At 66.2% G+C, this 21,550-nt stretch carries 22 protein-coding genes; 7 read left to right on the top strand and 15 right to left on the bottom strand.

The features are described 5' to 3' along the window. Nucleotides 1-41 precede the first annotated feature (41 nt). A complete protein-coding gene (locus tag G5A46_RS17585; protein WP_163851703.1) occupies nt 42-548 on the top strand; it encodes a TRAP transporter small permease subunit in 507 nt (168 codons plus the stop codon). 7 nt (nt 549-555) lie between these two features. Next, a complete protein-coding gene (locus G5A46_RS17580) occupies nt 556-1,866 on the top strand; it encodes a TRAP transporter large permease (RefSeq protein WP_163851701.1) in 1,311 nt (436 codons plus the stop codon). Between the two features lie 36 nt (nt 1,867-1,902). On the opposite strand, the gene G5A46_RS17575 is transcribed toward G5A46_RS17580, so the two are convergent. Further along, a complete protein-coding gene (locus G5A46_RS17575; protein ID WP_163851698.1) occupies nt 1,903-2,805 on the bottom strand; it encodes a LysR substrate-binding domain-containing protein in 903 nt (300 codons plus the stop codon). A gap of 112 nt (nt 2,806-2,917) precedes the next feature. Continuing rightward, a complete protein-coding gene (locus tag G5A46_RS17570; RefSeq protein ID WP_239521076.1) occupies nt 2,918-3,805 on the bottom strand; it encodes a helix-turn-helix domain-containing protein in 888 nt (295 codons plus the stop codon). A gap of 53 nt (nt 3,806-3,858) precedes the next feature. Between G5A46_RS17570 and pobA the strand changes: the two genes are divergently transcribed. Next, nucleotides 3,859-5,037, top strand: coding sequence for a 4-hydroxybenzoate 3-monooxygenase (gene pobA / locus G5A46_RS17565; protein WP_163851696.1), 1,179 nt, complete (start codon nt 3,859-3,861; stop codon nt 5,035-5,037). 10 nt (nt 5,038-5,047) lie between these two features. On the opposite strand, the gene pcaG is transcribed toward pobA, so the two are convergent. From pcaG to G5A46_RS17515, 10 genes are all read right to left on the bottom strand, one after another. Further along, a complete protein-coding gene (gene pcaG, locus G5A46_RS17560; RefSeq protein ID WP_163851694.1) occupies nt 5,048-5,647 on the bottom strand; it encodes a protocatechuate 3,4-dioxygenase subunit alpha in 600 nt (199 codons plus the stop codon). A 5-nt stretch (nt 5,648-5,652) separates the two neighbouring features. Further along, nucleotides 5,653-6,405, bottom strand: coding sequence for a protocatechuate 3,4-dioxygenase subunit beta (gene pcaH, locus G5A46_RS17555; protein ID WP_163851691.1), 753 nt, complete (start codon nt 6,403-6,405; stop codon nt 5,653-5,655). Continuing rightward, nucleotides 6,398-6,826 carry a 4-carboxymuconolactone decarboxylase gene (gene pcaC, locus G5A46_RS17550; protein ID WP_163851689.1) on the bottom strand — a complete coding sequence of 143 codons (429 nt, stop codon included), beginning with the start codon at nt 6,824-6,826 and terminating at the stop codon, nt 6,398-6,400. Before pcaC ends, pcaH begins: the two co-directional genes overlap by 8 nt. A 208-nt stretch (nt 6,827-7,034) precedes the next feature. Then, nucleotides 7,035-7,859 carry an enoyl-CoA hydratase/isomerase family protein gene (locus G5A46_RS17545; RefSeq protein ID WP_163851687.1) on the bottom strand — a complete coding sequence of 275 codons (825 nt, stop codon included), beginning with the start codon at nt 7,857-7,859 and terminating at the stop codon, nt 7,035-7,037. Between the two features lie 14 nt (nt 7,860-7,873). Next, nucleotides 7,874-9,526: an AMP-binding protein gene (locus G5A46_RS17540; RefSeq protein ID WP_163851686.1), complete on the bottom strand. Its 1,653-nt coding sequence runs from the start codon at nt 9,524-9,526 to the stop codon at nt 7,874-7,876. Nucleotides 9,527-9,562: 36 nt separating this feature from the next. Next, entirely contained in the window at nt 9,563-10,558 is a 996-nt protein-coding gene (gene acuI / locus G5A46_RS17535) for an acrylyl-CoA reductase (NADPH) (RefSeq protein ID WP_163851683.1), read from the bottom strand. A 19-nt stretch (nt 10,559-10,577) separates the two neighbouring features. Then, on the bottom strand, nt 10,578-11,789 hold the full coding sequence (locus G5A46_RS17530) for an MFS transporter (protein ID WP_163851682.1): 1,212 nt from the start codon (nt 11,787-11,789) through the stop codon (nt 10,578-10,580). Beyond that, the gene (locus G5A46_RS17525) at nt 11,786-13,273 is read right to left on the bottom strand and encodes a class I adenylate-forming enzyme family protein (protein WP_163851680.1); all 1,488 of its coding nucleotides are present in this window, start codon (nt 13,271-13,273) and stop codon (nt 11,786-11,788) included. The genes G5A46_RS17530 and G5A46_RS17525 overlap by 4 nt, the downstream gene beginning before the upstream one ends. Continuing rightward, complete coding sequence (locus tag G5A46_RS17520; RefSeq protein WP_163851678.1) at nt 13,270-14,082, bottom strand: enoyl-CoA hydratase/isomerase family protein; 813 nt, start codon at nt 14,080-14,082, stop codon at nt 13,270-13,272. The genes G5A46_RS17525 and G5A46_RS17520 overlap by 4 nt, the downstream gene beginning before the upstream one ends. Continuing rightward, nucleotides 14,079-14,774 carry a TetR/AcrR family transcriptional regulator gene (locus G5A46_RS17515; RefSeq protein WP_163851676.1) on the bottom strand — a complete coding sequence of 232 codons (696 nt, stop codon included), beginning with the start codon at nt 14,772-14,774 and terminating at the stop codon, nt 14,079-14,081. Before G5A46_RS17515 ends, G5A46_RS17520 begins: the two co-directional genes overlap by 4 nt. 160 nt (nt 14,775-14,934) lie before the next feature. On the opposite strand from G5A46_RS17515, the gene G5A46_RS17510 reads away from it, so the two are divergent. The 4 genes from G5A46_RS17510 to G5A46_RS17495 all read left to right on the top strand — a co-directional run bounded on the left by G5A46_RS17510 (nt 14,935) and on the right by G5A46_RS17495 (nt 18,556). Further along, nucleotides 14,935-15,465: a TRAP transporter small permease subunit gene (locus G5A46_RS17510; protein WP_163851674.1), complete on the top strand. Its 531-nt coding sequence runs from the start codon at nt 14,935-14,937 to the stop codon at nt 15,463-15,465. After that, nucleotides 15,462-16,763 (top strand): TRAP transporter large permease, encoded by a 1,302-nt coding sequence (locus G5A46_RS17505; RefSeq protein WP_163851672.1) that lies wholly within the window; start codon nt 15,462-15,464, stop codon nt 16,761-16,763. The genes G5A46_RS17510 and G5A46_RS17505 overlap by 4 nt, the downstream gene beginning before the upstream one ends. A 67-nt stretch (nt 16,764-16,830) precedes the next feature. Beyond that, entirely contained in the window at nt 16,831-17,877 is a 1,047-nt protein-coding gene (locus tag G5A46_RS17500) for a TRAP transporter substrate-binding protein (RefSeq protein ID WP_163851670.1), read from the top strand. Nucleotides 17,878-18,010: 133 nt separating this feature from the next. Next, nucleotides 18,011-18,556 carry an OsmC family protein gene (locus tag G5A46_RS17495; protein ID WP_163851668.1) on the top strand — a complete coding sequence of 182 codons (546 nt, stop codon included), beginning with the start codon at nt 18,011-18,013 and terminating at the stop codon, nt 18,554-18,556. Nucleotides 18,557-18,650: 94 nt separating this feature from the next. On the opposite strand, the gene G5A46_RS17490 is transcribed toward G5A46_RS17495, so the two are convergent. The 3 genes from G5A46_RS17490 to G5A46_RS17480 all read right to left on the bottom strand — a co-directional run. Beyond that, complete coding sequence (locus G5A46_RS17490) at nt 18,651-19,853, bottom strand: CaiB/BaiF CoA transferase family protein (RefSeq protein ID WP_163851666.1); 1,203 nt, start codon at nt 19,851-19,853, stop codon at nt 18,651-18,653. A 63-nt stretch (nt 19,854-19,916) separates the two neighbouring features. Further along, complete coding sequence (locus tag G5A46_RS17485; RefSeq protein ID WP_163851664.1) at nt 19,917-20,885, bottom strand: Bug family tripartite tricarboxylate transporter substrate binding protein; 969 nt, start codon at nt 20,883-20,885, stop codon at nt 19,917-19,919. A 1-nt stretch (nt 20,886) separates the two neighbouring features. Beyond that, a partial coding sequence (locus G5A46_RS17480) for a tripartite tricarboxylate transporter permease (RefSeq protein WP_204318793.1) occupies nt 20,887-21,550 on the bottom strand: 664 nt, incomplete at its 5' end.

Here is a 21,550-nt window from a genome sequence, read left to right as displayed (position 1 = left end):
GCCTGCCCCCACCCCGGGGGCAGGCGCAGACAGGAGAGACGATGCACACCGCCCTGACCCGTTACACCCGTCTGACCAGCGCCCTGTCCTGGGTGGCGGCGCAGATTGCCATGCTGGCCGTACTGGCGATGGCGCTTCATATCCTGCTGGAAATCCTGTTGCGGGCGGTCTTCCAGACCTCGACCTTCGTGATGGATGAATTCGTCGGCTACGAAGTCGCGGCAATGACATTCCTTGGCCTCGGCTCCGCGTTGGATCACAAGGTGCTGCTGCGGCTGAACCTGCTGCTGGTGCGCCTGTCGGGCCGGGCAAGGGCTGCGGTGGAAATCGTGAACGCCACGCTGACCCTGACGATCTTCGGCTTTCTGCTGTATTATCTGGCCAAGCTGGCGCTGCGCAATCATGCGCGCGGCACCACCTCCATCTCCGTGCTGGAGGTGCCGGTGTGGATCCCGCAGGCGGTGATCATCGCCGGGATCGGGATCTTCTGCCTGCAACTCACCGGGGTGATCGCCAAGGCCCTCACCGCCCCCGAGACATTGGATTGACCCCCGCATGAGCCATATCGAAATTACGCTGATCGTCTTCGGCCTGCTGCTGCTGTCGTTGGGGGGCGGGCTGTGGATCATGTCCTCGCTGCTGCTGGTGGGGTTGGCCTCTCAGGTCATCATCGCCGATTTCCCGCTGTCCAAGATCGGGTCCATCGCCGCCACTGTCGTGGCACGCAACGGCATGGGCTGGGAGTTGTCGGCCATTCCGTTGTTCATCTGGATGGGTGAATTGCTGATCCACACCCGCCTGTCGCGCATGATCTTCGAGGGGCTGTCGCCTTTCGTCGCCTGGATCCCCGGACGGTTGCTGCATACCTCGGTTCTGGGCTCGACGATGTTCGCTGCCGTCTCCGGGTCCAGCGCGGCCACCACAACCACCGTGGGCCGGATCACGGTGAACGAGCTGATCGGCCGGGGCTATGACAAGTCTCTGACCATGGGTTCGCTGGCCGGCGCGGGGACGCTGGGGCTGATGATCCCGCCATCGATCATCCTGATCATCTACGGCGTCATGGCCGAGGTTTCGATCATTCGCCTGTTTGCCGCCGGCATCATCCCCGGCCTGCTGATGGCCTTTCTCTACAGCAGCTACATCGCGGCGCGGACCATTGCGAACCCTGCCCTCGCCCCGGCAGAGCCCGTGACCTATACCGCCCGCGATTACCTGCGCGCACTGGTCAAGCTACTGCCGATCATCGCGCTGATGGCGATCATTCTGGGTGCGATCTACTCCGGCCTGGCCACCCCGTCCGAGGCGGCGGCAATCGGGCTGGCGGCGACCATGGTCATCACCCTGCTGATGGGTCAGCTGTCGCCGGGCGTGATCTACAATTCGCTTCAGAACGCTGTGCGCATGTCGGCGATGATCGTGTCGCTGATCGTCTGCGCGGCGGTCCTCGCGTCCTCCATGAGCTATGTGCGCCTGCCCCAGTCGATTGCCGAGATCATCACCGCGCTGGACCCCACCAGCCTGCAACTGATCCTGATGCTGGCCGGGTTCTACATCTTCCTCGGGTTGTTTCTTGACGGGACGTCGATCACGGTGATGAGCTTGCCGATCACCATGCCGGTGGTGCTGGCCAGCGGGATCGACCCGATCTGGTTCGGCATCTTTCTGGTGGTGATGATCGAACTGGGCCAGATCACCCCGCCCGTGGGGTTCAACCTCTACCTGCTGCAAAGCCTGACGGGTGCGTCGCTGGGTCGGGTGGCGGCGGCGGCGTTCCCGTTCTTCCTGCTGCTGTGCCTGGGGGTGGTGATCCTGTACCTGTTCCCGGCGCTGGTGACGTGGTTGCCCGATCTGATCTACGGCTGACCCGGCGGGGTTTCCGACCTGCCCCGCCGGACCCGGTCAGTCCTGCGCCAGTTCGGGACAGCGCCGGGCCTCCTCGATCAGGCATTTCTCGAAATATTCGAGTTCGGGTCGAAAGCTGCTGCGCATCACCGTGGCGGAGTGGAAAGTGGTTTCCACCGCCGGCAGGAATGGCCGGATCTCGATCCCCTGGTAGCGCCAGATGCGCGCGGCAAAGGGTTCGATGATGGCCAGCGCCAGCCCCTCGCGCACCACGGCATAGGCGGCCAGCGACGTGTCGATCTGATAGGATTGCCGCGTTGTCACCCCGGCGGTGCGCAGCATCTCGGTAGGTGTGTTCCATTGCGCCGGACCGTCCGGCAGGATGGAGACGATATCCTCTCCTTCCAGATCCTCGGGCCGGATGACCGCGCGGGCACAGAGCGGATGGCCACGCGGCAGCGCGCAGACCTGCCGGGCAGTGCCGATATGACGGCGGCGGACATTGTTCATCGCGGGCAATTGCGCGGCCACAGCTATATCCACTGCCATGCTTTGCACCCGCACGACAACCTGCGCCAGACGGTGCGAATGCAGCAGCACGCGGCAATCGGGATGGCGCTTGCGAAACCGCGCCAGCACCGGTGGGATCAGCGTCGCGGCCAGAGTATGCGTCGCCACCAACCGCAGGCCCAGCCCCTCGTCCCGGATCTGCTGGGCGGCGTTTTCCAACCGCTCCAGCCCCAGGAACTGCTCCTCCACATTGTCAAAGAATTGCAGGCCCTGGCGGGTCGGTTTCAACGTGCCTTTCTGCCGGTCGAACACCCGGAACCCCAGATGGGTTTCCAGATCGGCAATCAGGCGGCTGACGGCAGGCTGGGTGACATGCATCATGTCCGCAGCCGCCTTCATGGAGCCGGCGGCCATCACGCAACGGAATGCCTCCAATTGTCTGAACTTCACCGCGCGCCTCTTCTGACAGATCATAACATTCTGCTATAGAATACCATGAATTGAAACTGGAGATGAAGCGCCCAGCGGCGGCGGGACCGGCCCGAAAGGCCAAACCGCGCCGCTACCTGCCCGACACCCGCGCCCGGAATCCGGAGGGGGTCTCTCCCATCCGCATCCGGAACCGGCGGGAAAAATAGGACGGATCCGCATAGCCCAGCCGGTAGCCGACCTCCGCCAGCGGCAGCCGCGTAAAGGCGATCAGACGGCAGGCCTCGGTCATCTGCACCGTTTCGATATGCGCGCCCAGACTGGCGCCGGTGGCGCGGCGCACGATCCGGTTCAGGTGTCCCGGCGTGATCCGCAGGGCATCCGCATAGTCGCGCGCACGCCATCCGGCGGCGCCGTGCCGCGCGATCAGATTGTCCAGCTTCCGCATCTGGTGCAGGGGGCCGGGACTGGCGGCGTCGCGGCTGGCGCCGTCCTCCGCCAGGGCGGCCAGCAACGCATGGGTCAGCGCCACCAGCATCTGTGCCCGAAAGGTGCCAGCCCCGGCATAGGCCTGCGCGATCTCGCCGATCAGGCGCGCCAGCGCGGGTGTGACCGCGCCACGTCGCACCCCTGCCAGCCAGCCCGACAGCGCCCCGGATTTCGGCCCCAGCCGCGCCACCACCGGACCGGGCAGCGACAGCACACCGCCCTCCGTCCCGCGCGAGAACTCGAAGCCATGCACCACCTGCGGCGGCACGAACAGGTAGTCCCCTGCACCCAACCGGGCCTCCGCCCCGTCCAGGACCACGCGCGCCGTGCCGTGCTCGATGTGGAACACCTGGGACATCTGCGCATGACGATGCGGAGAAATCACCCAATCGTGCAGCCCGGCCCGGTCCAGGATCCGCTCCACATGGATGACATCGGGAAACACGCCGGTTTCGCCGAACAGGTTGAAGACGGGGATATGACCGGGCGCGCGCATGCCCGAAAAGTACCAGCCAAAGCCCCGCCCGTCCATTCGCGCCCCCCGCGCCGGGCGCTAGGATAGGTCCACCAGACCGGAGACCCGCCATGCCCCCCATCCGCACCCAGGTTGCCATCATCGGCGGCGGCCCGTCGGGGTTGCTGCTGTCGCAATTGCTGAACCGCGCCGGGGTGGAGACGGTGATCCTGGAACGGGCCAGCCGCGCCCATGTGCTGGCGCGCGTCCGGGCCGGAATCCTGGAATGGGGCAGCGTCGAGCTGCTGCGCCAGGCCGGGGTGGGCGACCGGATGGCGGCGCAGGGCATCCCTCATGAGGGCTGTTATCTCGCCGACGAAGATCTGGTGATCCGAATGGATTTCCAGGCGCTGACCGGGCGGCGGGTGATGGTCTATGGCCAAACGGAGGTGACCGCCGATCTCTATGCAGCACAGGACGCGGCGGGCACGACGATCCTGCACCAGGTGTCGGACGTGGCGATCACCGATCTGGACCAGCCACGCAGCCGAGTCAGCTTTAGCCAGGCTGGCGCGCGCCGGGAACTGATCTGCCATTACGTCGTCGGCTGCGACGGCTTTCACGGGGTCTCGCGCCAGACGATCCCCGCCGAGATCCGGCGAGAGGTCGCACGGACCTATCCCTTTGGTTGGCTGGGCCTTCTGTCGGAAACGCCCCCGGTGCAGGAGGAGCTGATCTATTCCAGTTCCCGCCACGGCTTTGCCCTCGCCTCCATGAGAAACCCGGCGCTGTCGCGATATTACGTCCAGGTGCCCCTGACCGACCGCGTGGAGGATTGGCCGGATCACAGGTTCTGGGACGCCCTTGCCCGGCGCTTGCCGGCGGAGGCCGCCGCCCGGCTGATCACCGGTCCCGGTATCGAGAAATCCATCGCACCGCTGCGGTCCTTCGTCTCCGAGCCGCTGCGGTGGGGCAACCTGTTCCTCGTCGGGGACGCGGCGCATATCGTGCCGCCGACGGGGGCCAAGGGGCTGAACCTCGCGATATCCGACGTGTTCTACCTGCATTCCGCCCTGATCGACGCGGTGCAAGGGCGCGGGACCGCGGGGATTGATGAATATTCCGACCGCGCGCTGGCCCGGATCTGGAAGGCGATGCGGTTCAGTTGGCAGATGACCACCATGCTGCACCGGTTCGACGACGAGGATGCCTTTGCCGCGCGGATGCGCCGGGCGGCGCTGGCACATCTGGCGCAATCCGAAACCGCCCGGCGCGAGCTGGCGGAGAACTACATCGGCCTGCCGTTCTGATCCCGCACTCTCAGAGGTCGAGGAACACGGTCTCCCCCGCACCCTGCAAGCGGATGTCAAAGCGGTAGCGCCCCGGCCCCAGCTTCTGCGCGATCAACGTGTCGACGCGCGGGCGCTGTTCGATGCGGGCCAGCAAGGGGTCGGCGCTGTTGTCCTCATCCGGGAAATAGATCCGGGTGTTCAGCCCGATATTGATCCCCCGCGCCACGATCCACAAGGACACATGCGGCGCCGAAACCGTGCCGCCGCGCCCGGCGGAGGCGCCGGGTTTGACTGTGCGCAGGGTAAAATCGCCCGTCTCGCCATCAATGGCGAACCGGCAATGGCCGGAGACCCCCGGATCGGCGCCGGGCTGACCGGGAAAAAGCCCTGCACCATCGCATTGCCAGCTTTCAATCATGGCGTCGCGGATTGCCCAGCCGGTGCCGTCGAACACCGCGCCCGTGATCTCGATCACCTCGCCGCTGACCGGACCGGTGATCGGATCGGTGGCGATTTCGGTGGCAAAGCTGCCGGGATTGCCCGCATGGGTCGGCATCAGACCGATATGCACATAGGGTCCGGCGGTCTGCGACGGCGTCTCGGCCAGGTTGTCAAGTTTCTGCACCATGACAGTCACATCCCCTCGATCTTGTTTTCGAACATGGTCTGGCGGCGCCCGCGCAGCACGATATCGAACTTGTATGCCAGAAAATCCAGCGGCCGCGCGCGGGCGAAATCCAGCGGCGCGACCAGCCGGTCCAACTGGGCGCGGTCACGGATGGTGGCGGCGATCGGGCAATGGTCGATCAGCGGGTCGCCCTGGAAATACATCTGCGTGATCAGCCGCTGGCCAAAACTGTGGCCATAGACGGAAAAGTGGATATGCATGGGCCGCCAGTCATTGGCACGGTTCGGCCAGGGATAGGCGCCGGGACGGATGGTCAGGAATTCGTAACTGCCGTCCGCTCCTGTGAGCACCCGGCCACAGCCGCCGAAATTCGGATCCAGCGGGGCGAAATAGCTGTCCTTGACATGGCGGTAGCGGCCGCCGGCATTGGCCTGCCAGATCTCCACCAGCGTGTCGGGCACCGGGCGCCCCGTCTCGTCCAGAATGCGGCCATGGACCAGAATGCGTTCGCCCACGGCGGGCGCCGCCCCCCGGGACCAGTTCAGGATCAGGTTATTGTCCAGTACGCCGATGGGGGTGTGCCCGAAGGTCGGGCCGGTTTCCTCTGACGGGGTGGATTCCATCGACAGCAGCGGCAAGGCTGGGGCGCGGGTCACACTGGTCTTGTAGTCGGGATCCAGCGGCACGGGATGCAGCGCAGGGTTGCGCGGGATCAACGGGCCCTGGGGCGCGGGTGATTTGGCCGCCGGATCAGTCATCGGCCCGGACCTCTTCGTGCCCGGTGCCGTCCTGTGGCGCGGCGGCGTCCTGCGCCATCTCCGCAAGGGTCTGCCGCACCAGTTTCAGGGCATGGTTGGCGCGCGGCACCCCGGCATAGATCGCGACATGTTGCAGGGCTTCGGCCACATCACGGGCACTGGCGCCGGTGCGGGCGGTGGCGCGGACATGCATCGGGATCTCATCGAAATTGCCGGTCGCGGCCAGCAGCGCGATGGTCAGCATCGAGCGTTCGCGGCGGCTGATCGCATCCGAGGCCCAGACCCGGCCCCAGGCGCCTTCGGTGATCAGGGTCTGAAACGGCTGGTCCAGATCCGTCGCGGTAGCTGCCGCGCGCTCCACATGGGCCGCGCCCAGAACCGCGCGCCGGACCTGAAGGCCCCTGTCGTATGTCTCACTCATCCTCTGTCCTTTCGCTCGCCTCGGGACCGCACCCGCGCGGTGGTCGGGCGGGGATGGCCCGTCGCCGCCGTTCCAATGGCATAGCGCCACCAACCCGCCGGGGGCGAGAGAAAACATGCCCCGCGCCGGCTATTCTCTGGTCCGCGCGGAGCAGGTCAGGACAGGCTGTCATCCGGGCCGGCCCTGCCAACGGGCCGGCCCCGTCCCGTCAATCGGTCAGCGCGCCATAGCGGGCATCGCGGAAATTCAGCGCCTCACGCAGGCCTTTGGTCCGCACAAGTTCCTGAAACTGGGCTTTCTCGGGGGCCTCTGCCGCGTTCAGCGTGGCGGCCAGATCCAGATTGACGTTGACGGCATTGCGCAGACCCATCGCCTCATAGGCGCGCACCAGCGCGGTCTTGGTCAGCCGCAGGATCACCAGCGGGGTAAGCGCGATCTTCTGCGCCAGCTTGGTCACCGTTTCCTCCAGTTCCTCGGGGGTGACGACGCGGTTGATCAGCCCGACGTCCAGCGCGGTTTCCGCATCAATCGTATCGCCGGTCAGCAACAGCTCCATCGTCTTTTTCTGGCCCAGCACAAAGGGCATCAACAGCGTCACCGGGCCCGAGCCGAAGCGGATTTCCGGCTCCCCGAACTTGGCGCGGTCGGTGGCGATGATCATGTCGCAGGCCATCGCCAGTTCGCAGGCGCCCGCCAGGCACCAGCCATCGACCGCGCCGATGGTCGGCTTGGTACAGGAGAACACCGCCATGCTGAGACCCACGTTATTGGTCAAGGCGCCGTGCCAATCCTCCGGCCGGGACAGGCCCATCTCCACTTCCTGGGCGATATCGTAGCCGACGGAGAAGTTGTTGTTCGCGCCGGTCAGCACGATGACCTTGACGTCGTCATCCTTTTCCATCGCCTTCACGGCGTCATGGGCGGCTGCGACGACTTCGCCTGCCAGCGCGTTCAGCTTCTTCGGGCGGTTCAGGGTGATCCAGCCGATGCCGTCTTCGATCCGGGTCAGCACGATGTTCTGTTCGTCGGTCATGTTGGTCTCCTCACTCATGATACGGGGGTCGCCGGTTCGGGCCGGGGACCGGTTTGGTCGTCGAATGCCCCGGCGGCCAGCAGGGCGCGCAGGGCGATCTTGTCGGGTTTGCCCAGGGTGGTGCGGGGCAGCGCGTCCAGCACCGCCCAGCCTTCGGGCAGCCACCAGCCCGGCACCGCGGCGCGCAGCCGGTTTTCTGCGCCGTCACGGTCAAAAACAGCGCCGGGGCGCAGAACGACCACGGCAAAGGGGCGTTCCTGGAACCGTTCATGCGGGCAGGCGATGATGGCGGCGTCGGCGATGCCCGGCACATTGCGGATCGCGTCTTCGAGCAGGGGGGCGGGGATCCATTCGCCGCCCGATTTCACCGCGTCCTTCAGCCGGTCGGTCAAGACCAGCGCACCGTCGGATGCGATGCGGCCGATATCGCCGGTGGCGAACCAGCCGTCCGGGTCTGTGGCGGCCTCCGTTGCGCCCAGGTAGCCGTCGATGACACAGGCGCCGCGCACCTGAACCTCGCCCGTGACGGTTTCGCCGGGGGCGATGGCCTGACCGGTGGTATCGACCACCCGCAGCTCCAGCCCCGGCCAGGGATGTCCGACAGGGGCCGGGCCGGAGGTGGCATCGCCGGGCGCGCCGATCACCGACATGGAGGCGGTTTCGGTCATCCCCCAGGCCTGCAACACGCCGACCCCGCGCCGGGACAGACCCTCGATCAGCGCGGCGGGCACCATCGACCCGCCGGTGGCGATACGCATCAGCGGAGCCGGCAGATCGACGCCCGCGCCGTCGAGATGGCCCAGAAGATCGGTCCAGATCGTCGGCACGCCGGCGGCGATCGTGACGTCGCAATCCTGCATCATCCCGTGCAGGATTTCGGCCCGGAAACTTCCGCCCGGCAGCGCCAGCCCGGCGCCCGACATGGCGGCGGCATAGGGCAGGCCCCAGCCGTTGACATGGTAGAACGGCACCGCCAGAAGCGCGACATCGTCGCGACCGATGGCCAGCCCGTCCGCCAGGCACAGGCTGAGCGCCTGAAGCCACACGGCGCGGTGGGAATAGGCCACCGCCTTGGGCCGGCCGGTGGTGCCGCCGGTGTGGCAGATGGCGGCGGCGCTGGTCTCTGCCGGATCGGGCAGGGCCAGCACGTCGGGCACAGGGACCGAGGCCAGCAGATCCTCGTGACAGCGGATCGGCAGGTCCAGGCCGGGGAACGCGGGCAACGCCGCCCCCCCTGCCCCGGCGACCACCACCAGTTCCAACGTGCTGTCGGCCAGCAACGGCGCCAGCGTGGCGAAGCGCGCCGCCAGGTCGTGATCGAGGATCAGCACCCGGTCGCCGTGGTCATGGATCATCCGCGCCAGGTCCGCATCCCCCATGCGGATGTTGAGCGCGTGCAGGACCATCCCGTGGGACGGCACCGCCAGGTAGGCCTCCAGATGGGTCAGGGTGGCGGCGCAGAAGGTCGCCACCCGGTCGCCGGGGCCCAGCCCCAGCCCCGCCAGCGCGGCGCCCAGGCGGGCGGCACGGCCGGCGGTGTGGTGCATGTCCGTGGTCGCGGTCGCCGTCCCGTCGCGGTAATGCACCGGACGGGAGGCGCCGAACCTCCAGGCATGACGAAGGATGCGGGCAACGCCGAGGTCGCCCATTTGCATGGTGCTTTGCATGTGATGTTCCGGCTGTTGCGCGGGCGAACCCGCGGGTCAGTCGACCTTGATCAGAAGACGGCCGCGGATCTGCCCGTCCAGAAGTTTCGGCGCCAGCGCCTCGACCTCGGACAGGGGTGCTTCCTGCGTGATCCGGGCCAGCGCGTCGCGGTCCAGGGTTCGGGACACCAGATCCCACGCCCGTTCACGCAGCGGCAGCGGGGCCATCACGCTGTCCACCCCGGCCAGCGTGACGCCGCGCAGGATGAAAGGCATCACCGTTGCCGGCAGGTCAGGCCCCTGCGCCAGGCCGCAGGCCGCGACCGTGCCGCCATAGCGAACCTTGGACAGAACGTTGGCCAAGGTCTGGCTGCCGACGCTGTCGATGGCCCCGGCGTAGATTTCCTTGTCCAGCGGACGGCCCCTTTCGGACAGGGTGTTGCGGTCCACGACCTCGCTGGCCCCGAGCGCGCGGAGGTACGCCTCCTCCTCCATCCGGCCGGTGGACGCGGCGACGCTGTAGCCAAGCGCCGCCAGCAGCGACACCGCGAAGGAACCGACGCCTCCTGACGCACCGGTTACCAGAATCGGCCCGTCCTCGGGCGTGACGCCCAGATCCTGCAACCGCAAGACACAGAGCGCGGCCGTATATCCGGCGGTGCCGACGGCCATGCAATCCGCGCCGCTCAGCCCCTGGGGCTGGTGCAGCAGCCAATCGGATTTCACCCGCGCCACCGGGGCATAGCCGCCCATATGCGTCTCTCCCACGCCCCAGCCGTTCAGGATGACAGCATCGCCGACGGCGAAACGCGGACTGTCCGAGGCCGTGACCTCCCCCGCGATGTCGATCCCCGGCACCATGGGAAAGCGGCGCACGACCGGACTTTTGCCCGTGATCGCCAGCGCGTCCTTGTAATTCATCGTGGTGTGGCGGACGCGCAGGGTCACGTCGCCCTCCATCAGGTCGTCGTTGGACAGGGTCGTCCAGCCGCGCGATTGCTCTTTCGTGTCCGCGTCGCGGTCGATCACGTAGGCGTTGAATGTGTCGCTCATGCGGGTCTCCTCCTTTGAACTAATGATGGTGGGCGGTGCTGCGGGACAGGCGATGCAGACGGCGCATCGCCTCCACGCCCAGCAGCGGGCCTATACCGAAAACGGCCAGCGTGACGGGCCAGCCGATCGCCGCCGCCAGAAGCGGTGCGGTCTGGATGGTAAACGCCGTCAGCAGGAAACCGAGGGCGGTCTGAAAGGTCATCAGGCTGCCCGCCCGGTCGGCGGGCGCGTGATCGGCCACAAGGGCCGAGAATTGCGCACTGTCGGGGATCACGCAGATGCCCCAGCCGATCACCAGCGCGATGATCAGCGCGGGCGGTCCGCCAAAGGCCGCCGCCGTGGCCAGCGCAAAGGCGCCCGACAGGCCCATGGCGGCGCCGGCGACGCGCGCCTTGCCGATCCGGTCGGCCAGCGCACCGGCGGGCACGCAGACCAGCCCGCCCAGCCCGATGGCCACGAAGGTGGTCAGCCGCGCGGTGGTCGCGGGATCAACGGCACCCGACAGCGTCAGCGAGGCGGTCAACGCCACACCGATCCAGGCCCAGAAGGCGTAAAGCTCCCACATGTGGCAAAGGTATCCGGCATAGGCCAACCGCAGCGGCCGATCCGTCCAGGCCAGACGCAGGGTGGCGGGATCAAAGCGCGGTGCGGTGGCGTGATGCGGGCCCAGTCGCGCCATCAGGACCAGCCCGGCGGCCAGCGCCGACAACAGCGCGGCCAGCGTCACGGTGATGCGCCAATCGGCACCGCCCAGCAGGGCCAGCCCGTGCGGGGCCGCCGATCCCAGCGTCAGCGCCGCGACCAGAAGGCCCACGACAAGCCCGCGCCGGCGCAATGTCCAGCCCACGGCGATTTTCATGCCCACCGGATAGACCCCGGCAAGGCACAGCCCCGTCAGCCCGCGCAGAAGGATCTGCACAATGCCGCCCGGCGGCGTGACCAACAATCCCATGGTCGCGGCCGAGGCGACCAGCGCGCTGGCGGCAAAGACCCGGCGCGGGTCGAACCGGTCCGAGGTGCCGTGTAGTGCCAGCGCCACGGCACCCAGTACAAAGCCCAGCTGAACGGCGGTGGACAACAACCCCGCCCGCCACGGGCCGATCTGTGCCTCTCGGGTCAGTTCCGGCAGGATCGCCGCCGATACGAACCAGAGGGACATCGCCCCGATCTCTGCCAGAAGCAGCAGGAGCAGGCTGCGGGTGCGGCCGGGGCGGGGCAGCTTGGGGGTCATTGCGGGATCTGCCCTTCTGCCTGGCCACGGGCAGGGGCGGCGGGGGCCGTGGCCGCCTGCCCCATGATCTGGCGACGCAGGGCGGCCCGATCGGCCTTGCCGGTATTGCCCAGCGGCAGGCTGGTCCCGAAATGAACGGCATCGGGCAATTTGAACCTGTCCGTCCGACCCCGTGCCCAGTCAAGCAGTGCCGCCGCGTCGGGCGCCCGTCCGGCACGGGGCACGACCAGCAGATGGATCGCCTCGCCCATACGGGGATCGGGCAGACCGGTGGCCAGCACCGCGCCGACATCGGGATGGGTGGCAAAGGTGGCCTCAACCTCCAGCGGAGAGACCTTGTTGCCGCCGCGATTGATCAGCTCCTTTATGCGGCCGCGCAGGCGGACACTGCCGTCCTGTGCGATCTCACCCACATCGCCTGTGGACAGCCAACCGTCGCGCAGGGTCTGCGCGGTCAGATCCGGCTGGTCGAGATATCCCAGCATGGCAAATGGGCTGCGCAGGCGCAATTCGCCGGTCTGCGGATCGGTGGCAACCTGAACGCCCGGCGTGGGATGGCCGAGACTGTCGCCGGTATCGCCCGCCCGGTCACGGCGCAGCAGATCGCAGGTGCCGCTTTCGGTCAGGCCATAGATGGCGTCGATCACCGCGTCGGGCCACCGGGCGAACAGCGCATCGCGCAGATCGGCAGGCACCGGTTCGCCGCCCGTCAGAATGGTGAATGCCCCCCCCGTCCGGCCGCGCCCCTCCTGCGCCAGACGACGCAGCATCGTGGGCACAGCGGCCAGATGGGTCACGGGGCGTGCCTCCATGACGCGCAGAACCGTCGCCGGATCGAACCGGGCCGTCATGTGCACGATGCCACCCTGCATCAGCGGCACAAACGTCGCCCATTGGCCAAAGCTGAACGGCAGTTGCAAGGGCACGATGGCCTCCGGCGCGGGGGGCATGTCCAGCATGGTGCGGATCGCCTGCATCTTGGCCGAAATCCGGTCGCGCGACAGCACCACGCCCTTGGCCCGTCCGGTGGACCCGGAGGTAAAGGTGATCATCCCCGCCCCGTCCAGCAGCGGCCGATGCGGCGGCGCCTGCTCTGCGATGCGTTCGATGGCGGGACGATGGCGTCCCGGCACATCCACGGGCACCACGGCGAACCGGGCACCGGTGGCGTCCTGCAAATCGGCCTGGGTGCGGGCATGGGCCTTGCGATGCACCGGCACGGCGGTGCCGCGCGCGCCCAGCACGGCCATGATCGCAGCGACATCCTCTGCCCGGCCACTCACCGGAACCATCACCGGCTCCGCCGGGGTCAGCCCTGCGGCAAGCAAGGCGCATTGCGTCTCCTCCGCCAATTGCTGAAGCCCGGCGATGGGCAACCAGCCGTGATCGTCCTGAATACCGCCGCCGCGCACCGCCATGAGCGTGGCGTGCAGGTCGGGGGCCTGTCCAGGATCAAAATCGACCGCCTCGCGCGCCATGGTCATGTGCCAAACCTCCGGTCCCGCCACGCCAGTGCCCCGCGCAGACCGCCCTGCCGCAGGGCGTCGAGAAATCCACGCTTGTCCACGCTGCCCTCGCCCTCCAGCTCCAGGTCGATGTCCAGCGACCGCTCCAGTGCGCGATCCATTCCGGCGATCTGCATCGTCTCGTTGATCTGCTGTTTGGTGCGGCGCATCACCATCGGATCGACCACGGCAATGGCGCGCGCCATGTCCATCGCCGTATCCAGAACCGCATCATCCGCGACAACGCGATTGATCATGCCGATCTCCAGCGCCTGCTGCGCGGTCAGGGTGTCGATCCCGAGAAAGGCGATCTCCTTGGCCTTCTTGGGTCCGACGATCCAGGGCAGCAGCATGACCACGATCCCGGCGCCGAACTTCACCTCCGGCTCGCCAAAGATGGCGGTCTCGCCCGCGATGGTGATGTCACAGGCCATCGCCAGTTCGCAGCCCCCCGCCAGCGCCGGGCCGTTGACCGCCGCTATGGTGGGTTTGGACAGCGACCAGAACCGCATCACATTGTCGAAATCCCGCCGCAGCACCGGGCGCCATTCCGCGACCCCCTGCGGGGTGTTGGCCGCCTGGTCCTGAAGGTCAAAGCCCGGCGTGAACGCCTTGCCCGCGCCGGTGACGACGACGGCGCGGCAATCCGGATCAGCCTCGAACCCGTCGCAGGCCTGTCGGACCTCTTCCAGCATCTGCTGGCTCATGGCGTTCAACCGCTCCGGCCGGTTCAGGCGCAGCAGGTGCACCGGGCCCTGCCGGTCGATCTGAATGGTCTGGTAGGTCATCTCTGTCCCCCGCTGCTGCCGTGCTGACCCGCGCGCATGGTGCCGATGGACTGGATACCGCCCACGACGAAGGGGATCAGGATCTGCTGGTAGCTGTCGTAATCGTCCGCCGGGCTGTCATCTCCCAGCAGGGCGTTGATCCGCGCGTCATTGGCGGTGGAGCCATAAAGCCCCGCCAGCAGAAACTGGAAGGCGCGGGCGCCGTCGGCCTCCGACAGCGCGGGCACGGCGTTGCGGATGGCCCCGATGAAGCGCATCGCGGTGGGGTTGAACCCTTCCGCGATGACAGAGGCCAGGGTTCCGTCCCAGACATTGCGCCCGATGAACAACGCATAGCAGCGCCAACCCGGATCGTCGTCCTTGAGGCGGGCGAAATACGGATCGAGAAAGGCCCGCACCACGGGTTCCAGCGCCACGCCGCCCGTCCCCACCAGCCGCTCGTAGGAATCCAGCAACTGCAACCGGTCATCGCTGATCACCCCGGCGCGGCGCAGAATCACCTCGCGGATCAGCTCTTCCTTCTGGCCGAAGTGATAGACGATCTGGCCCACATTGGCGCCGGCCTGCGCCGCGATCTCCTTCAGCGTGACGGATTCGTGACCCCGTTCGGCGAACAAGCGTTCAGCCGCATCCAGCAGCCGACCGCGTGTCGCAACATTATAGGATCCGCCTCTTTTCGTGCTGGCTGACACCTCGGTTCCTCCGCCTGACCCGATGAAAATCGTTACGCTCTATCTAATTTGGATTGAAATTTTATGTTTGACAAGTGGTTTGTTTTCCAAAACCATCATGCCCATACGGAATTCAACGCCGAAGAAGATATAAACACTCGGTTTTGGATGGGGAGGAAACATGATTATTCTGAATTGGATCGACAGGGTGAACCTGTGGGTCGGGCGGCTGGTGAGTTACGGCATCTGGATCGGCGCGGCCGTGCTGGTCTGGGAGGTGGTCTCTCGCTACGTGTTCGGCCAGCCGACCATCTGGGCGCATGGCTACACGCAGCGCATCTTTGCCGCCTATTTCATCCTGATCGGCGCCTACACGCTACTGCGTGAGGGCCATGTGCGCGTCGACATCCTGATCGCCAACCGAACGCCGCGCGTCCGTGCCATGTTCGACGTGTTGTGTTTCGGCATGTTGCTGATCTGGTGCCTGGCGCTGGCCTGGGAGGGCTGGAACTTCTTCCAGGAGGCCCTGCTGTGGAACGAGAAGGACGACAGCGCGCTGGCCCATCCTCTCTGGCCGGTCAAGCTGTGCATGGTCGTGGCGGCGGTCCTGTTCTCGCTTCAGGCGGCCTCGGCCTTCATCCGGGCGCTGGTGACCGCGCTCTCCCCTGCCCCGTCGCAGACCCAGACCCAGCCCGAGGATCGCGCCCAATGACACCTGAACTTCTGACGATCGGCATGTTCGGCGGGCTGATCCTGGCCATCATGCTGGGCGTGTCGCTGTCCTTTGCCATGGGCGGGATCGCGGTGATCTTTTCCCTGATCCTGAACGGGCCGCAGGGGCTGTATTCCGTGGTCTCCAGCACTTTTGGCAACATGTGGTCGATCCTGCTGTCGGCGATCCCGCTGTTCATCGCCATCGGCATCGCCCTGGGCCGGTCAAAGATCGCCGATGATCTTTACCGCGCGTTCTACCTGTGGTCCGGCCGGGTCAATGGCGGGTTGCTGATCGGCACCTCGGGCTTTGCCGCCGTGCTGTCGGCGATGACGGGCAATTGCTCTGCCTCGACGATCACCACGGGGCTGGTCGGCATCCCTGCGATGAAACGCCATGGCTACGACGATCGGTTCGTGCTGGGCACGATCGGGGCCTCGGGCACGCTGGGGATCCTGATCCCGCCCTCCATCACCCTGATCATCATCGGCATGATGACCGGCCTGTCGGTGGGCAAGCTGTTCTTTGGCGGGTTGATCGCGGGGCTGTTCATCCTGGCGGCCTTCATCGTCTACGTGGCGCTGCGCGCCTGGCGTCACCCCGAACTTGCCCCCGCCGCCGAGGTCGCAGCCCCCCTGCGGGAAAAGGTGGCGGCGCTGAAATCGGTGATCCTGCCGCTGCTGATCGTGCTGTCGGTTCTGGTGTCGATCTTCCTGGGCATCGCCACCCCGACAGAGGCCGCGGCGGTGGGCGTGGCGGCGGTCCTCGTCTCCGTCTGGCTGCGCGGGGAATTGTCCCTGCGGTTCCTGCGCGAGGTCAGCCACGACACCGCGTCGGTCACCGGCATGGTGGTCTGGATCATCTTCGGCGCCGGGGCCTTCGTGTCGATCTATTCCAGCGGCGGCGGCATCGCCTTCATGCTGGAGCTGCTGCGCGATACCGGGATGAGCCCCTGGATGCTGATCATCCTGATGCAGGTCGCCGCGCTGGTGTTGGGCATGTTCCTGGACCCGGTGGGGATCATCCTGCTGACGCTGCCGATCTTCTTTCCCATCGTCGTGGAATTGGGATTTGATCCCGTCTGGTTCTGCGTGATCTTTCAGCTGAACCTGTGCATCGGCTACATCACGCCGCCCTTCGGCTACAACCTGTTCTACCTCAAGAGCCTGAGCCCGCAGACACCGATCTCCCAGATCTACGGATCGGTGATGCCCTTTCTCGTGATCATGTTGTTGACCGGCGCCTTCCTGATGGCGGTGCCTGACGTGCTGATCACCCTGACCGCATTCATGAACTGACCGCCGCCCCGCCGGAGAGGAGCCGGCGGGGCCCCGGCGGAACGATTTCAACAAGGAGGAGAAGACCATGACAAATCCCGTGATCAACCGGCGCCGCGTACTGACCGGCGGCGCGCTGGCCGCCGGCGCCACCGCCCTGTCCGCCCCCGCCGTCCTGGCGCAGGAGCAGATCAAGTGGCGCATCCAAAGCCACTGGACCCCCGGTGTCGAATATTATGACAGTATCTATGTCGAATTCGCCCGCCGCATCACCGAGGCCACCAACGGCGAAATCCAGATCGAGGCGTTGCAAGCCAACACCGTCGCGCCCACGAACGAGGTTCTGGGCGCCCTGCGGCGCGGACTGCTGGACGCGGCCTTCATCTTTCCCGCCTACTGGATCGGGCGCATCCCCGTCGCCGGCCACCTGAACGGCAACATGGGCACCTGGGAAAACCACGAGGAGATGCAGCTGTTCTTCTACGAGATGGGCGCGCTGGACGTCATCCGCGAGGCCTATGCCCAATACGGTATCTACCAGGCCGGGCCGATCTCCTTTGCCGGGCTCGCCGTCTTTGCCAAGAAGGCGATCGAGACGGCAGAGGATTTCAAGGGGTTCAAGGTCCGCTCCACCGGTACTGCCGGCCGGGTGTTCGAGAAGATGGGCGCCACGCCGGTCTTCATCCCCGGCGGGGAGCTATACCAGAGCCTTCAGACCGGCGTGGTGGACGGTGCGCATTGGGGCTGTGTCTCCACCGGTTGGGGCATGAACCTGCAAGAGGTCACCAGCCATATCATCACCCCCGATTTCCTCAGCCATTCCAACGGTGAATTCGTCATCGGGATGGAGCAGTGGAACCGCTTGGGCGATGATCACAAGCGCATCATCAACGACGGTGTCCGTGCCATGAGCGCCGATGCCAGTGCCCATTTCCGTCATCTGGACTACCTGCGGATGAAGGAATTCACCGACGACATGGGCAAGAGCATCTCGACCGTCGGGCCCGATGTGATGGCCCAGTTGCGCGACATGTCGATGGAAGTGGTCGATGAATATTCGGCCGAGGATCCCGAATATAGCGGCCGCGTCGGCGCCATGCTGCACGAGTTCATGGCCCTGACCGGCAAGGCCTGACGCCGCTCCCCTCCCATTGCCAGATACCGGCCCGGTCGCGGGCCGGTTCCGCGCCGCCGCGACGATTGATCCCGGCGGCGCCCCCTCCCCTGCTGCCTATGGGCAGCATCAGAAAGAAGCCAAGGAGTTAAGAATGCTGAACAAGGTCGATGTCGATGCGTTGGACGGTGCCCGTCAGGCCATCCGTCAGGATCCCGCCGCAGGTCAGGCCCGCTATGGCGTGAACCTGGCGTGGCAAAGCGGCGTGCGCGCCCGCGTCACCGCCCTGCCCATGACCCTGGGAGACGACGTGATCGAGCGCGATTTCGAATGGATCGTGGACGAGCCGCCCCAGCTGCTGGGTGAAAGCGCGGGCCCGACGCCGCAGGAATACCTGATGTCCGGCGTGGGGGCCTGCATCATGGTGGGTTTCGTGGTCAATGCCAGCGTGCGGGGGATCGAGATCCGCAACCTGGACGTCAAGGTTACCAGCGGGCTGGACCTGGCCGGGTTCCTGAACCTGCGCGATGACGCCAAGGTCGAGATGTCCGGCCTGGAGTACCAGATCACCGTGGACACTGACGCCGATGCCGAAACCCTGGCGGAGGTGGAGAAGGCGGCGGTGGAATTCAGCCCCAATGCCATGAGTGTCAATCGGGGCATCCCGCTGAGCGGCGCGGTGATCAAGGCCGCCGCCTGATCCCTGTCGGCGGCCGCGTGTCCTCCCCGCGTGGCCGCCGATCCAGTGGCGAGGCGCCGCCCCGGCGTTCGGCGGCGCCCCTTTTGGTCCGAGATCAGATCACGCCACCGGCGCGCAATTGCGCCAACCGGTCAGCCGGAACACCCAGCTCCCCCAGAACCGCATCGGTATCCGCACCCAAGCGCGCGGGTGGCTGCGAAGGCGCGGTGTTGATGCCGTTGGCCTTGAACGTCATGGCGGGGACATGGACCGGATCTGCCACCCCCTCCACCCGCATTTCGCTGATCAGAGCTCGGGCGCGGACCTGGTCTTCGGCCATTACTTCGTCCAGACGCCTGATCCGGGCGGCGGGGACGGCGGCCGCGCTCAACACGTCTTCCCATTCGGCGGCGGGACGGGTCAGGAACACGGCCTCCAGCGTGGCGCGCAGCGCGGCTGCGTTCTCCTTGGCGGACTCGGGCGTGGACCATCGCGGATCCTGCAACAGATCCGCCCGCCCGATCGCCTGGGCCATGTTGCGGAACTGGACCGCATGATTTGCCGCCAGCATCAGGATGCCATCGGCGGTTTCGAATGCCCCGGACGACGGGCTCTGGCTCCAGGCTTCGTTTCCGTTCTGCTCCGGCACCCAGCCGGCGGACAGGTGGTTGGTCATCAGGCTGGCCATCATCGCCAGCGCGGTGTCCAGCATGGCAACGTCCACATGCACCCCCTGCCCCGTCCGCCGCACTTCCATCAGCGCGGCCATGATCGCGGTGGCTGCGTTCAGCCCGGTCGCATAATCGATATAGGGCGCGCCGACCTTCGTGGGGCCATCGCCGGGCCTGCCCGTGGTCAACATGATCCCGCACATGCCCTGGATCACATGATCATAGGCCGGTCGCGTGCGCATCGGGCCGTCCTGCCCATAGGCCGAGATGGAACAATAGACGATATCGGGCCGCACCGCGCGCACCGCGTCCAGCCCCAGGCCCAACCGTTCGGCCACGCCGGGTTTGAAATTCTCCACGAACACATCGCATTCCGCGATCAGCTTCCGCGCCAGTTCAAGCCCGTCGGGCGTTTTCAGATCCAGCGTCACCGACTTCTTGCAGGCGTTGTGGGCCAGGTATCCCAGGGCCATCTTCTGCGCGGCCAGTTCGGGGCGCGGTCCGCCGATCCGGGTCCAATCGCCTTCGCCGGGTTTCTCGATCTTGATGATTTCCGCGCCCATGAGCGCCAGTTGATAGGTGGCATAGGGTCCGGCCAGAACCTGCGTCAGGTCAAGAACCTTCACGCCTTCGAGCGGCTTGAACATCGGGGGCCTCGCTGTGTGGAGAAAACGGGGGGCCGCGCACGCCGCAACGCGCGCGGCGTTGGGTCACTTCGGCGTCACGCCGGCATTTTCGAAGATCACCTTGTTGGCGGTATAGGTCTGCTCCATCTCCGCACGGGCGGCGTCGACACCCTTGTACATGATCGGGATGAAGACGGCGCTGACCACCTGGTTGAACTTCTCGTCCTCGACCGCCGCTTCCAGTGCGCCGGCAAGACGGTCCAGAACCGGGCGCGGCGTGCCCTTGGGCAGGATCAGCGCAGTACGCGAATCCATCGCCAGCGCATAGCCGGCCTCGTCGATGGTCTCGACCTCCGGGTCGCTGGGATGGCGAAAGGTGGTAAGCGCGGCGATCATCTTCATCTGATCGGGATATTTCTTGTGAATGCCCCCTGACAGCGCCAACACGACCTGCTCGCCCAGGATGGCGTTGATCATGTCGCCCCCGCCCTTGAGCGGGACGATATTGGCATCCAGATCGTTCTGGCGCGCGATCTCCTCCATGTACATCCGCGACGCGGGCGACAATGCGCCATAGCTGAAGCCGGGGTTTTCCCGCGCCCAATCCACGAATTCCGCCAGAGTATCGAACGGCGCATCCTTTTGCGTGGCCAGCCCGACCTGGTAGGCGGTGATCATCCCGGCATATTCAAAATCGTCGGGGGTGAAGGACACGCGCTTCATCAGATGCGGTTCCGTGTTGATCACGCTGTTGGACTGGAACAGCACGGTGTAGCCGTCAGCTGCGTCCTTTTGCAGGGTACGGGCCGCGACCGCCCCCCCTGCCCCGGGTTTGTTGACCACGTTGACCGGCACGCCCAGCTGTTCCGACAGCACCCGTGCCGTGGCCCGGCCCACCAGGTCGGTCTGGCCACCGGCCTTGTACCCGACATACATGGTGATCGGCTTGGAGGGGTAATCCGTCTCCTGCGCGGTGGCCGGCATCGTGCCCAAAAGCGTCATGGCCACCGCGAATACGGCTCCAACTAATTGAACTTGTTTTATTTTACTCATCTTATCCTCCCTGGAATGTCTGCGATTCATTGTCGGCCGCAGGGCTATCGCGCCTGTTCGGCCTGTTGCTGCGCGCGATCCAGGCCAGCGTGACACAAGTCAGCACGATGGCCCCGATGGCGATCGGGTGACGGGTCAGGTTCGTCCAGTCGCCATCCAGAATCTGGATCGACTGGCGAAAGGTCAGTTCAACGCTGGGACCAATGACAAAGCCGATCAGGAACGTGACGAAGGAAAAGTCGAGCTTGCGCAAAAAGAACCCGAACAGCGCGAAAAACAGCATCACGTAGATCGAGAAGATATTGGACGTCTCCATGTAGGCGCCCACGCAGCCCAGGAAAAGCACACCGGGAATGATCAGCCGGATCGGAACCCGGATGATCTGCGAAAACAACCGCTGCCCCGCCATCCCGATGATCAGCAACAGCCCGCTGGCGCAGATCATCGCCGCATAGACCGAGGCGACCATCGCCGGCTGTTGCTGGAACATCAACGGCCCCGGCGTCAGCCCATGCAGCACGAAAGCGGCAATCAGGATGGCGGCGATGACACTTCCCGGAATGCCAAGCGCAAACAGAGGCACAAGGCTGGACGGCACCACCGCGTTATCCGCGCTTTCGGCGGCGGCGATCCCCTCGATCCGGCCGGTGCCGAAACTCTCGGGG

It is taken from the genome of Pseudooceanicola aestuarii (genome assembly GCF_010614805.1).
GTDB lineage: Bacteria > Pseudomonadota > Alphaproteobacteria > Rhodobacterales > Rhodobacteraceae > Pseudooceanicola > Pseudooceanicola aestuarii.
Note: the sequence above shows the minus strand (reverse complement) of the source record. Positions and strands in the feature narration are given on the sequence as shown.